Origin of the sequence: Microbacterium oryzae (assembly GCF_030406385.1) — a bacterium.
GTDB lineage: Bacteria > Actinomycetota > Actinomycetes > Actinomycetales > Microbacteriaceae > Microbacterium > Microbacterium oryzae_A.
This window is the reverse complement of the sequence record NZ_JAUEPM010000002.1, coordinates 358,046-371,358: the sequence shown is the minus strand read 5'-3', so window position 1 is coordinate 371,358 and position 13,313 is coordinate 358,046. Positions and strand designations below refer to the sequence as shown.

Below are 13,313 nucleotides of genomic sequence, written 5' to 3'. Positions count from 1 at the left end.
AGAAGTGCTCCTCACGACGGGGACTCTCCCCTGCCGCGAGAATACCCGCGGCGGAAGGCGCGCGGTCGGAGCCTCGCCGCGGAATGTCGCGGCTACGCGCGTGTCGGCGTGATGGAGCGAAGCCAGTCGAAGAAGAAGCCGACGACGCCGACGATCCAGTCGCCGACCACCGGCAGGAACGGGAGCGCCGCCCATCCGATGCCCGCGACGACGACGAGGATGACGATGCCGCCGATCCACGTCGCCACGAGGTTGCGTCCGCCGATCGCCATGCATCCAGGGTACGTGCGCAGGCGCGGCGTTCCTCGCGTCCAAACGATGTCGCCTCACCGTCGCGACACCGTATTCCGCGGATTCCCGTGTCCCCTCGATGAGACGACATCGTATGGCGCGGTTTGGCGGGGCAGGCGCGGCCCCCGGGTACGGAAAGAGGCCCCGGGGCGAACCCCGAGGCCTCTCTCACTGCTTCACATCCGGATCAGTTGTACGTCCCGGGCGTGAAGTCGTCGGTCGTGAACGCGTCGAAGTCGACGAACGAGTAGTCGCCCTCCGCATACGCGCCGTCCGACGCGAAGATGCGGTTGGGGTACCGCTCGGTCTTCGCCTCCTCGGTCGCCTCGACCACGACATCGCGGTACTTCGACAGGCCGGTGCCCGCGGGGATGAGCTTTCCGATGATGACGTTCTCCTTGAGACCGATCAGCGGGTCGCGCTTGCCCTGCATGGCGGCCTCGGTGAGGACGCGCGTCGTCTCCTGGAACGACGCGGCCGACAGCCACGACTCCGTCGCGAGCGACGCCTTCGTGATGCCCATCAGCTCCGGACGACCCGACGCAGGACGCTTCCCCTCGGCGATCGCCGCGCGGTTGATGTCCTGGTAACGGCGCATGTCGACCATCTCGCCAGGCAGCAGGTCGGTCTCGCCGTGGTCGACCACGGTGACCTTCCGCAGCATCTGGCGCACGATGACCTCGATGTGCTTGTCGTGGATCGGCACACCCTGCGAGCGGTACACGCCCTGCACGCCGCCGACGAGGTACTTCTGCACCTCGCGGGCGCCCTGCACGCGCATGATCTCCTTCGGGTCGAGCGTTCCGACCTGGATGGAGTCACCCACCTTGACGTGCTGGCCGTCCTCGACGAGAAGCGTCGCGCGCTTCAGCACCGGGTACACGACCTGCTCGTCGCCGCTGTCGGGCGTGAGGATGACCTTCTTCTGCTTCTCGGTCTCCTCGATGGTGATGCGACCATCCGCCTCGGCGATGGGCGAAGCGCCCTTCGGAGTGCGGGCCTCGAACAGCTCCTGCACGCGGGGCAGACCCTGCGTGATGTCGTCTGCCGAAGCCGAACCACCGGTGTGGAAGGTGCGCATCGTCAGCTGCGTGCCGGGCTCGCCGATCGACTGGGCCGCGATGATGCCGACGGCCTCACCGATGTCGACGAGGTTGCCCGTCGCGAGCGAGCGACCGTAGCAGCGGGCGCAGACGCCGACCGCCGAGTCGCACGTGAGGACCGAGCGCACCTTGATGGAGGTGACGCCCGCCTCGACGAGCGAGTCGATGAGCACGTCGCCGACGTCCTGACCGGCCTGCGCGAGGACGGTGCCGTCCTCCGCCACCACGTCGACGGCCAGGCTGCGGGCGAACACCGAGTTCTCGACGTTCGCGTCGCGCACCAGCACGCCCTCGGCGTCAGCCTCGGCGATCGGGTACTCGAGGCCCTTCGACGTGCCGCAGTCCTCCTCGCGGATGATGACATCCTGCGAGACGTCCACGAGACGACGGGTGAGGTAACCCGAGTCGGCCGTACGCAGAGCCGTGTCGGCGAGGCCCTTGCGGGCACCGTGCGTGGCGATGAAGTACTCCGCCACCGACAGACCCTCGCGGTACGAGGAGATGATCGGGCGAGGGATGATCTCACCCTTCGGGTTGTTCACCAGACCGCGGATGCCCGCGATGTTCCGGATCTGCAGCCAGTTACCACGGGCACCGGACGACACCATTCGGTTGATGGTGTTGTCCTCCGGGAAGTTGGCGCGCATCTCCTTCTGGATCTCGTCCGTGGCCTCGGTCCAGATGCGGACCAGCTCGGTGCGGCGCTCCTCGTCGGTGGTGAGGCCCTTCTCGTACTGAGCGGTGACCTTGGCGGCCTGCTGCTCGTAGCGAGCGACGATCTCGCCCTTGTTGGGGGGCGTGAGCACGTCGGACAGGGCGACCGTGACACCCGAGCGGGTGGCCCAGTGGAAGCCGGCGTCCTTGATCTTGTCGAGCGTCTCCGCCACGACGACCTTCGGGTACTCCTCGGCCAGCTTGTTCACGATCTGCGAGAGCTTGCCCTTGTCGGCCTGCTCGCGCACGAAGGGGTAGCCCTTCGGCAGCTGGTCGTTGAAGATCGCCTGGCCGAGCGAGGTGTCGACGAGGCCGTGCTTCTCGTACCCCTCGGGCGCCTGGCCCTCGAGGAACGTGAGACCGGGGATGCGGATGCGGACCTTCGCCTGCAGGTCGAGGGTGCCCTCTTCCTTGGCGAGCTGCGCCTCCCACACCGAGCCGAACACGCGGCCCTCACCCTTGGCGCCGTTCTTCAGCGTCGTGATGTGGTGCAGACCGATGATCATGTCCTGCGAGGGCAGGGTCACCGGACGGCCGTCCGACGGCTTCAGGATGTTGTTCGAGGCGAGCATGAGCACGCGCGCCTCGGCCTGAGCCTCGACCGACAGCGGAAGGTGCACAGCCATCTGGTCGCCGTCGAAGTCGGCGTTGAACGCCGCGCAGACGAGCGGGTGGAGCTGGATGGCCTTGCCCTCGACGAGCTGCGGCTCGAACGCCTGGATGCCCAGACGGTGCAGAGTGGGCGCACGGTTCAGCAGAACCGGACGCTCGCGGATGATCTCCTCGAGCACGTCCCAGACCTCGGGGCGCGTGCGCTCGACCGAGCGCTTCGCGGCCTTGATGTTCTGCGAGTGACCGAGGTCGATCAGGCGCTTGATGACGAACGGCTTGAAGAGCTCCAGCGCCATCTGCTTGGGCAGACCGCACTGGTGCAGCTTCAGCTGCGGACCCACGACGATGACCGAACGGCCCGAGTAGTCCACGCGCTTGCCGAGCAGGTTCTGGCGGAAGCGACCCTGCTTTCCCTTGAGCATGTCGCTCAGGGACTTCAGGGCGCGGTTGCCGGTGCCCGTGACGGGACGACCGCGACGGCCGTTGTCGAACAGCGCGTCGACGGCCTCCTGCAGCATGCGCTTCTCGTTGTTCACGATGATCTCGGGAGCCCCGAGGTCGAGAAGGCGGCGCAGACGGTTGTTGCGGTTGATCACACGACGGTAGAGGTCGTTCAGGTCGCTCGTGGCGAAGCGGCCACCGTCGAGCTGCACCATCGGGCGCAGCTCCGGCGGGATGACCGGCACGACGTCGAGCACCATCGCGGCCGGCGACATGCCGGTCGTGATGAAGGACTGGACGACCTTCAGGCGCTTGATCGCGCGGATCTTGCGCTGGCCCTTGCCCTCGGCGATCTGGTTGCGCAGCGACTCGGCCTCGGCCGGGAGGTCGAACTCCGCCAGACGACGCTGGATGGCCTCGGCACCCATGTGGGCGTCGAAGTACTGGCCGAAGCGGTCCTGCAGCTCCTGGAAGACGTCGTCCTCCGCCTTGAGCTCGCCGACCTTGAGGGAGCGGAACTCCTCCCACATGCGCTCGAGCTTGGCGATCGACTCGTCCGCGCGCTTGCGGATGGTCGCCATCTCCTTCTCGGCGGCGTCGCGGACCTTCTTCTTCTGGTCCGCCTTGGCGTCCTCGGCCTCGAGAGCCGCGAGCTCCTCCTCCAGCTTCTGGAGACGAGCCGCGATGCGCGAGTCACGACGGTCGTTCAGGTTCTTGATCTCGAGACGCAGGTTGTTCTCGTGAGTCGGCATGTCGCGGTGACGCGCCTCCTCGTCGACCGAGATGACCATGTAGGCGGCGAAGTAGATGACCTTCTCGAGGTCCTTCGGCGCCATGTCGAGCAGGTACCCGAGGCGCGAGGGCACGCCCTTGAAGTACCAGATGTGCGTCACGGGGGCGGCGAGCTCGATGTGGCCCATGCGCTCGCGGCGGACGGAGCTCTTGGTGACCTCCACGCCGCAGCGCTCGCAGACGATGCCCTTGAAGCGGACGCGCTTGTACTTGCCGCAGGCGCACTCCCAGTCCCGGCTGGGACCGAAGATCTGCTCGCCGAAGAGGCCGTCCTTCTCCGGCTTCAGCGTGCGGTAGTTGATGGTCTCGGGCTTCTTGACCTCACCGAAGGACCAACGACGGATGTCGTCGGCGGTGGCCAGGCCGATGCGAAGCTCATCGAAAGTTGTTGCGTCGAGCACTAGTTCTCCTGTATTCGGAAATCTCTAAATCGGCTGGCCGGATCAGATCTCGTCGATCGAGGCGGACTCGAATCGGCTGGAGATGTTGATGCCGAGCTCCTCCGCTGCGCGGAAGGCCTCGTCGTCGGTGTCGCGGAGGTTGACCGCCGTGCCGTCGGACGAGAGGACCTCGACGTTCAGGCAGAGCGACTGCATCTCCTTCATGAGCACCTTGAAGGACTCGGGGATGCCCGGCTCGGGGATGTTCTCGCCCTTGACGATCGCCTCGTACACCTTCACGCGGCCGAGGATGTCGTCCGACTTGACGGTGAGGAGCTCCTGGAGCGCGTAGGCGGCGCCGTATGCCTCGAGCGCCCACACCTCCATCTCGCCGAAGCGCTGTCCACCGAACTGCGCCTTACCACCGAGCGGCTGCTGGGTGATCATCGAGTAGGGACCCGTGGAACGTGCGTGGATCTTGTCGTCGACGAGGTGGTGCAGCTTCAGGATGTACATGTAGCCGACCGAGATCGGAGCCGGGTAGGGCTCGCCGGTGCGGCCGTCGAACAGCTGGGCCTTGCCCGAGCTGCCGATGAGGCGCTCGCCGTCGCGCGTCGGGTTCGTCGACTCGAGCAGGCCCGAGATCTCCGACTCGTACGCGCCGTCGAACACGGGCGTGGCGACCTTGGTGCCGGGAGCGACCTCGCGGGCCTCCTCCGGGATGTGCAGAGCCCACTCGGGCTCGCCCTCGATCTTCCAGCCCTGCTTCGCGATCCAGCCGAGGTGCGTCTCGAGGACCTGGCCGAAGTTCATTCGACCGGGGATGCCCATCGGGTTCAGCACGACGTCGAGCGGCGTGCCGTCCGCGAGGAACGGCATGTCCTCGACAGGGAGGATCTTCGCGATGACGCCCTTGTTGCCGTGACGACCGGCGAGCTTGTCGCCCTCGGTGATCTTGCGCTTCTGGGCGATGTAGACGACGACGCGGCGGTTGACGCCCGAGCCGAGCTCGTCGTCGCCCTCCTCGGCGTCGAACTCCTTGACCGCGATGATCGTGCCCTGCTCACCGTGGGGCACCTTCAGCGACGTGTCGCGGACCTCGCGGCTCTTCTCGTTGAAGATCGCGCGGAGCAGGCGCTCCTCGGCCGAGAGCTCGGTCTCGCCCTTGGGCGTGACCTTGCCGACGAGGATGTCGCCGGGGCGGACCTCGGCGCCGATGCGGATGATGCCGCGCTCGTCCAGGTCCTTCAGGAGCTCGGGGCTCACGTTGGGAAGGTCGCGGGTGATCTCCTCCTTGCCGAGCTTCGTGTCGCGGGCGTCGACCTCGTACTCCTCGATGTGGATCGAGGTGAGGGTGTCGTCCTTCACGAGGTTCTGGCTGAGGATGATCGCGTCCTCGAAGTTGTGACCCTCCCACGACATGAACCCGACGAGCAGGTTCTTGCCCAGCGCGAGCTCACCGTTCTGCGTGGCGGGGCCATCCGCGATGACCTCACCGACCTCGACGCGCTCACCGGCGGTGACGATCGCACGCTGGTTGTAGCAGTTGCCCTGGTTCGAGCGGTCGAACTTGCGCAGGAAGTAGTCGCGGCGGCCGCCCTCGTCCAGCTGGACGGAGACGTAGTCGCTCGTGACGTCGGTGACCACACCGGCCTTGTCGGCGATGATCGAGTCGCCGGCGTCGACCGCGGCGTAGCCCTCCATGCCGGTGCCGACGAGCGGCGAGTCGGCGACGAGGAGCGGCACGGCCTGACGCTGCATGTTCGCACCCATGAGGGCGCGGTTCGCGTCGTCGTGCTCGAGGAACGGGATGAGCGAGGTGCCGACCGACACCATCTGACGGGGCGAGACGTCCATGTAGTCGATCTCGTCGGCCGAGATCAGGTCGACCTCGCCGGAGCCGCCGCGCTGACGCGCGAGGACGCGCTCATCCGCGAAGGTTCCGTCGCTCTGAAGCACCGCGTTCGCCTGGGCGACGTTGAAGCGCGTCTCCTCGGCGGCCGTGAGGTAGTCGATGTCGTTCGAGACCTTGCCGCCGGTCACGCGACGGTAGGGGGTCTCGATGAAGCCGAACGCGTTGATGCGCGCGAACGACGCCAGCGAGCCGATCAGGCCGATGTTCGGGCCTTCCGGGGTCTCGATCGGGCACATGCGGCCGTAGTGCGAGGGGTGCACGTCGCGGACCTCGACGCCCGCGCGGTCGCGCGAGAGGCCGCCGGGCCCGAGCGCCGAGAGGCGGCGCTTGTGGGTCAGACCCGCGAGCGGGTTGTTCTGGTCCATGAACTGCGACAGCTGCGAGGTTCCGAAGAACTCCTTGATCGCGGCGACGACGGGGCGCACGTTGATCAGGGTCTGCGGCGTGATCGCCTCGATGTCCTGCGTGGTCATGCGCTCGCGGACGACGCGCTCCATGCGCGAGAGACCCGTGCGGACCTGGTTCTGGATGAGCTCGCCCACCGCGCGGATGCGACGGTTGCCGAAGTTGTCGATGTCGTCGGTCTCGATGCGGAGGTCGACGAGCTCGCCGCCCTTGCGGACGCCCTCGAAGGTCTCGTCGCCGCGGTGCAGGCGAACGAGGTACTTGATGGTCGCGACGATGTCCTCGACCGTGAGCACCGAGTCGGTGAGCGGCTTGTCGAGGCCGAGCTTCTGGTTCAGCTTGTAGCGGCCGACCTTGGCGAGGTCGTAGCGCTTGCCATTGAAGTAGAAGTTATCCAGCAGCGAGCGCGCAGCCTCGGCGGCGACCTGCTCGCCCGGACGGAGCTTGCGGTAGATGTCGCGGAGGGCCTCTTCCTGCGTGAGGATCGTGTCCTTCGCGAGGGTCTCCTCGATGGAGGCGATGCCGGCGAACTCGGAGAGGATGTCGTCGCTCGAGAGGCCGAGGGCCTTCAGGAACACCGTCACCGACTGCTTGCGCTTGCGGTCGATGCGGACGCCGACCTGGTCGCGCTTGTCGATCTCGAACTCGAGCCAGGCGCCGCGGCTGGGGATGATGCGCGACGAGACGATGTCCTTGTCGGAGGTCTTGTCGGGCGTCTTGTCGAAGTAGACGCCGGGCGAGCGGACGAGCTGGGACACGACGACACGCTCGGTGCCGTTGATGATGAACGTGCCCTTGTCGGTCTGCAGGGGGAAGTCGCCCATGAAGACGGTCTGAGTCTTGATCTCACCGGTCTGGTGGTTCATGAACTCGGCCTCGACGTAGAGCGGGGCCGCGTACGTCTTGCCGCGGTCCTTGCACTCCTCGATCGTGTACTTCTCGGGCTCGAGGTAGGGGTTCGTGAACGAGAGCTGCATGGTCTCGCTCAGGTCCTCGATGGGAGAGATCTCCTCGAAGATCTCATCCAGACCGCTTCGCTCGGGGACGTCGGTGCGGCCGGTGGCCTTCGCGTCGGCGACGCGGGCCTTCCATGCCTCGTTGCCGACGAGCCAGTCGAACGACTCGGTCTGCAGCGCCAGCAGGTCGGGGACCGTGAGCGTGTCGGAGATCTTGGCGAACGAGAGGCGGGATGCTCCGCGTCCGTTCTTCGGGGTGGTGGTGGATGCGTTGCGCGCAGCAGCCAAGGGGAAAACCTCCATGAGCCCCGCGTGCGGGGCCGCTAGATTCCTTGTCGACAGGTGAGGTGCGCTTCGGGTCTATCCTGTGATTCACACGCCGCTATCTGCGGGGAGTCACGGGAGCCAGCCGACCACCATATGAAGGCATGGATGACCCATAAGAGCGCAAATGTCAACTATACGCACTCTGACGCGCCAAGGCAAGCGGAATCCTTGACCTCGTTCGGCCTCTCGGGTATAAACCCGCGGGCGCGATCCTGTCGCCGCTCGTGAACGCGATCTGCGTCTTCTGCGGCGCCCGCGAATTCGAGCGAGCGGATGGCCGCCCCCGCTGCGCCGTGTGCGGCTGGTTCGCGGGCGATGCGCCGGACCCCGACCTGCCGCCGCCCGTGGTGGAGGTCGTCTACTACCTGCGCTATGCGGACCGGATCAAGATCGGGACCTCCGCCCATCCTCGTCGGCGGCTCGCGGCCATCCACCATGAGGAGCTGCTGGCCTTCGAGCGCGGCGGCCGCCGGCTCGAGCAGGCCCGCCACGCGGAGTTCGCCGACGTGGGCGAGGGCGGCGAGTGGTTCACGGCCGTGCCCGGGCTGGTCGCGCACGCCGCGGCGCTCGCGGGCGGCGTCGACCCGTGGCGGACGTACACGCGCTGGCTGGCGGAGGCCCGGCGCCCGTAGCCGTGGGTTCGGTCGCCGCGGCCCCGTCCTGACCGGTTCGCCAGTGCGGGGCACACGCTTTCGACGTCGAGAACGTGTCGCCCGCACTGGCGAGCCGGAGGGGTGCGCTCCCTTGCCCCGCACCATCCGCGAGAGGATGGCCCCATGGGACGCCAGCGGAACCACGAGCGCGAGGACCCGCAGGCCCGCCTCTCGGACGGATCGATCGCGCGCATCGCACCGGGCGAATTCGGCGGCGGCTGGGAGGTCGTCGTCGACGGCACCCCGCAGTCCCACGTCGACCTCGACGACCCGACGCACCTGCACTTCGAGTACGTCGCCCGGATGGGCGCTGTGATCGACCAGCTCCCCGCGGGGCCGCTCACGGCCGTCCATCTCGGAGCCGGCGGTCTCACCATCCCCCGGTACGTCGAGGCCACGCGCCCCGGGTCGCGCCAGCAGGTCGTCGAGCTCGAGCAGGCGCTCGTCGACCTCGTGCGCGAGCACCTCCCCCTTCCCCGCGGCGCGGCCATCCGCATTCGCATCGGCGACGCACGGGAAGGGCTCGGGCGCCTTCCCGGCTCCCTCACCGGGCAGGTCGACCTCCTCGTCTCCGACGTCTACTCCGGCGCGCAGACGCCCGCGCACCTCACGACCGTCGAGTTCTACCGTGAGGCGGCGAAGCTCCTCGCGCCGGGTGGCGTGCTGCTCGTCAACGTGGCGGATGGCGCGGGCCTCGCGTTCGCGCGCCGCCAGGTCGCGACGATCCGCGAGGTGCTGCCGCACGTCGTCGTCCTCGCCGAGGTGCAGGTGCTGAAGGGGCGCCGGTTCGGCAACCTCGTCGTCGCCGCCTCTGCCGCGCCCCTGCCGACGGAGTGGCTGCCGCGCCTCATGGCCGCAGGCCCCCACCCCGCGAAGGTCGCCGAGGGCGCCGAGATCGACACGTTCATCCGCGACGCCATCCCCGCCACCGACGGCGATGCGACCGCCTCACCCCGGCCATCCGCGTCGATGTTCGAGCGCTGAACGACGCGCGCCCGGCGTTTCGGGAGGAGATGCGCAGGCGAAAGGGCCGGGCGCGGCGGATTCCTCCTCCCGGACGCCGATCTCCTCCCGAACTGAACCGGGAAAGGCGATCGCGCGGTGTGCCTGGACGTGGGATCCAGCCGGAGGTCGCAGAATAGGGAGGCGACTGCGCGGAAGGGATCGGGAATGAGCTACATCCACGGATACGACCCAGAGACCCTTCGTGAGGTTGTCGATCCCGCCGAATGCCGTTATCGGCTCGGGGAGATCGGACCGCAGCGGAGCCTGCCCGCGCTTCTCGAGCGCGTGTGGCTGCTGAAGGTTCTGGGCGAACTCGACGAGGCTCTGACCATCTCGGAGCAGGCCGTGCGCGTCGCGCGGATGGCCGGCACCCGCAAGGACCTGCTGCGTGCGCGCGTGCTCCACGCGACGGTTCAGCAGTACCGCGGCGCCTTCGCGGCGGCCGACCAGGAGCTCTCGACGTGCATCGAGGAGTCCGACGGTCAGGAGTGGACGAGCATCACCGCATTCGCCCTGCAGCACCGCGGCAAGACCCGGTACGACGCGGGCGACTACGAGGGCGCCCGGCGCGACTTCAAGCGCCTGCTGTCACTGCGCCAGGAGATGAACGCCCCCGACGATCAGATCGAGGCCGCGATGGCGGCTGTCGAGGCGGTCGAGCGGCGTCGTCCTCGTTCCTCCGCGGCGGTCGTCGCGGGCTGAGTCTCGCGGCGGATGTCGGTGGTCGCCCCTAGCGTTGAAGCGTGTCGGATCTGCAGCAGGTGACCCAGTGGGCTGAGGCGCTCATCGCCCAGCACCTGGACGAGGAGTGGACCTTCGCCTACGACCACGCGAAGCGCCGCGCCGGGCAGTGCGACTACTCCCGCAAGCGCATCTCGATGTCGCGGTATCTGACGGCGCGCTACGACGACGAGACGAACCGGCAGACGCTGCTGCATGAGGTCGCCCATGCCCTGGCCGGACGACGCGCGGCGCATGGCGCGACCTGGCTGCGCACGGCGCGCGAGCTCGGGTACACCGGCGGGCGCACGCATGACGGCGAGACCGCCGTGGAGCTCGCGCCATGGATCGGGACCTGCCCGTCGGGGCACGTGGTGTACCGGCATCGGCGCCCGTCGCGCCCGTCGTCGTGCGTGACGTGCGCCCGCACGTTCGACGCGCGGTTCCTGTTCACCTGGCAGCGGCGCGAGATCACGCCCGCCGACCGCGCGGCGGCGCTGACCCCGCGCTGAGGGCCCTCACCCGACGCGGCGGTACTCCAGCTCCGGACGACCCCGGCCGCCGTGCCGCGGCGCGCGCGCGACCACGCCGCCGTCCGCGAGGAACTCCAGGTACCGCCGCGCCGTGACCCGCGACAGGCCCAGCGCATCGGCGACCTCCGACGCCGAGAGCGCGTCACCGCCGAGCATCTCCGTCACCGCCTCGAGCGTCTCCGAGGAGAGCCCCTTCGGCAGGCCCGGGAGGTTCGTCGTCCGCAGCGCCGCGAAGGCGGTGTCGACCTCGAGCTGGCTGAGGGCCGACACCGGCGAGCGCATGCGGTCGGAGTACGCGCGGTACGCGCGCAGCTTCGCCGCGAACACGTCGAACGTGAACGGCTTGATCAGGTACTGCACGACCCCGATCGCCACTGCCTGCCGCACGGCCGCGAGCTCGCGCACGGCCGTCACGGCGATGACGTCGAGGGGGATGCCCGCAGCGCGCAGCTCCCGACACAGATCGAGACCGTGGCCGTCGGGCAGGTTGAGGTCCAGCAGCACGAGGTGCACGCGCTCGCCACCCAGGTGCGCATCGCGGATGGCTCGCCGCGCAGCCGCGGCCGTGTGGGCGGTGCCGACGAGGGAGAAGCCCTCCAGGCGCGCCAGGTACTCGCCGTGTGCGCGCGCCGCACGCGGATCGTCCTCGACCACGAGCACGCGGATGGCCGTCATCGACGCGTCCCCTGGTCCGCCCGGGGGCGACCGGCGCCACGCTCGCCCTCCGCGGCGCCGACATCCCCGGCATCGGCGTCCGTGCCATCCGCGGCGGCCCCTCCTGCCGCCGGGCGAGGCAGGGTCACCGTGAAGACGGCGCCGCCGCCGGGCGCCTCATCCACCTCGATCGCGCCGCCGAGACCGCGCACGGTCTGCCGCACGAGCGCCAGCCCGTATCCGTGCCCCGGCGTCTCGCCCTTCGTCGAGAAGCCCCGCTCGAAGATCCGCTCGCGGTCGCCGGGGGCCACGCCCGCGCCGCTGTCGGACACCTGGAAGACCAGGCCGCCGTCCTCCGTGTCGCCGAGGTACACCTCGATCCACGCGTCGCGGTCGCCGGTGCGGGCGGCGCGCACCGCGGAGGCCTCGATCGCGTTGTCGATGAGGTTGCCGAGGATCGTCACCACGTCTGCCGGCGGCAGCCCGTGTGTGCCCGGCGCGAGATGCGTCTCGAAGTGCATCTCGACGGCCCGCTCGTGCGCCTGCGCGACCTTGCCGAGCAGGAGCGCGGCGATGACGGGCTCGTCGAGGGCGTGCAGCACACGGTCCGCGAGCCGCTGACCGAGGTCGCGCTCCGACGCGGCGAACGAAAGGGCCTCGTCGGGGCGCCCGAGCTCGATCAGCGAGGCGATGGCGTGCAGCCGATTGTCGAACTCGTGCGCCTGCGCCCGCAGCGCGTCCGAGATCGTCCGCACCGACGACAGCTCCCCCGCCAGCTGCCGCAGCTCCGTGCGATCGCGCAGCGCGAGGATCTCCGCGCGCCGCCCGCCGAGCTCGATCTCCGATCGCGCGACGACGAGCTCGCGCGCCGCCACCGGCACGACCGCGCTGGCCTCGCGCCCCGTGAGCACGTCGCGCACCGGCGCCGGCAGCGCCGGATCGTCGACCGCGAAGGGGAGCTCCCGCGTCACGCCCAGCAGCTCCCCGGCGCGGTCGTTCGCGAGCACCACGCGGGCGACGCCGCGGCGCGGGTGCTCGACGAGCAGCAGCCCCTCCTCGAGGGAATGGAGCACCGCCTCGTGCGCGGCGAAGAGGCGCGCGAGCTCATCAGGGTCGCGCCCGCCGGTCACGCGATGGAGCCGACGGAAGAGCAGGAAGGTGACGAGGGCTCCGAGCGCGACGACGGCGAGCGTGACGAGGCCGACGAGCTGCAGGCGCAGCAGGATGGCGCCGGTCACGTTCTCCAGGGTGACGCCCGCCGAGACGAGGCCGACCACCTCGCCCCCGTCCACGATCGGCGCGACCGCCCGCACCGACGGTCCGAGCGTCCCCGCGTACACCTCGGCGAAGGTCTCGCCCTCGAGCGCCGGCGCGATGGAGCCGAGGAAGGCCCCGCCGATGCGGGCCGGGTCCACGTGCGTGTACCGCGTGCGGTCGGTGTCCATGACGGTGACGTAGTCGACGCCCGCCGCGGCGACGATCTGCTCGGCGTACGGCTGTAGCTCGCCGGACGCGGTCGCCACCGCCTCGTCACGGTCGACCGCGATGCGCTCGTGCGCGGTCGAGACCACTTCGACGAGGGTCGGCTCGCTCGCAAGCGTGAGGACGAGGCTCGTCGTGCGCTCCTCGGCGTCGGCGTGGGCGGCGCTCTGCGCATCCCATGCGAGCACGCCGAACACGACCGCGCCGCCCAGAAGCAGGACAGCCGACTGCACGCCGAGCACCCACGCCGCGACGCTGCGTCGCCGGGCGCCGACCGCGGCGCTTCCTCGTGCCATCCCCCCATTGTCGCCCCGCCCGCCGCCATCCGCC

Annotated in this window: 9 protein-coding genes; 4 read left to right on the top strand and 5 right to left on the bottom strand. The window is 69.3% G+C overall.

Features of this window, described 5'->3' with window-relative positions; translation table 11 throughout:
• Positions 1 to 92: 92 nt before the first annotated feature.
• The 3 genes from QWJ90_RS05720 to rpoB all read right to left on the bottom strand — a co-directional run bounded on the left by QWJ90_RS05720 (position 93) and on the right by rpoB (position 7,897).
• Entirely contained in the window at positions 93 to 272 is a 180-nt protein-coding gene (locus tag QWJ90_RS05720) for a hypothetical protein (protein WP_290106722.1), read from the bottom strand.
• A 206-nt stretch (positions 273 to 478) separates the two neighbouring features.
• On the bottom strand, positions 479 to 4,354 hold the full coding sequence (rpoC, locus tag QWJ90_RS05715) for a DNA-directed RNA polymerase subunit beta' (RefSeq protein WP_290106721.1): 3,876 nt from the start codon (positions 4,352 to 4,354) through the stop codon (positions 479 to 481).
• A 42-nt stretch (positions 4,355 to 4,396) separates the two neighbouring features.
• On the bottom strand, positions 4,397 to 7,897 hold the full coding sequence (gene rpoB / locus QWJ90_RS05710; RefSeq protein WP_290106720.1) for a DNA-directed RNA polymerase subunit beta: 3,501 nt from the start codon (positions 7,895 to 7,897) through the stop codon (positions 4,397 to 4,399).
• 263 nt (positions 7,898 to 8,160) lie between these two features.
• Between rpoB and QWJ90_RS05705 the strand changes: the two genes are divergently transcribed.
• From QWJ90_RS05705 to QWJ90_RS05690, 4 genes are all read left to right on the top strand, one after another.
• Positions 8,161 to 8,568, top strand: coding sequence for a GIY-YIG nuclease family protein (locus QWJ90_RS05705; protein WP_290106719.1), 408 nt, complete (start codon positions 8,161 to 8,163; stop codon positions 8,566 to 8,568).
• Between the two features lie 144 nt (positions 8,569 to 8,712).
• Positions 8,713 to 9,573: a spermidine synthase gene (locus QWJ90_RS05700; protein ID WP_290106718.1), complete on the top strand. Its 861-nt coding sequence runs from the start codon at positions 8,713 to 8,715 to the stop codon at positions 9,571 to 9,573.
• Positions 9,574 to 9,759: 186 nt separating this feature from the next.
• Complete coding sequence (locus tag QWJ90_RS05695; RefSeq protein WP_290106717.1) at positions 9,760 to 10,296, top strand: hypothetical protein; 537 nt, start codon at positions 9,760 to 9,762, stop codon at positions 10,294 to 10,296.
• A 41-nt stretch (positions 10,297 to 10,337) separates the two neighbouring features.
• Positions 10,338 to 10,826, top strand: coding sequence for a SprT-like domain-containing protein (locus QWJ90_RS05690; protein WP_290106716.1), 489 nt, complete (start codon positions 10,338 to 10,340; stop codon positions 10,824 to 10,826).
• Between the two features lie 6 nt (positions 10,827 to 10,832).
• On the opposite strand, the gene QWJ90_RS05685 is transcribed toward QWJ90_RS05690, so the two are convergent.
• Both QWJ90_RS05685 and QWJ90_RS05680 read right to left on the bottom strand, forming a co-directional pair.
• The gene (locus tag QWJ90_RS05685) at positions 10,833 to 11,522 is read right to left on the bottom strand and encodes a response regulator (protein WP_290106715.1); all 690 of its coding nucleotides are present in this window, start codon (positions 11,520 to 11,522) and stop codon (positions 10,833 to 10,835) included.
• The gene (locus tag QWJ90_RS05680; RefSeq protein ID WP_290106714.1) at positions 11,519 to 13,279 is read right to left on the bottom strand and encodes a sensor histidine kinase; all 1,761 of its coding nucleotides are present in this window, start codon (positions 13,277 to 13,279) and stop codon (positions 11,519 to 11,521) included. The genes QWJ90_RS05685 and QWJ90_RS05680 overlap by 4 nt, the downstream gene beginning before the upstream one ends.
• Between the last annotated feature and the right edge of the window lie 34 nt (positions 13,280 to 13,313).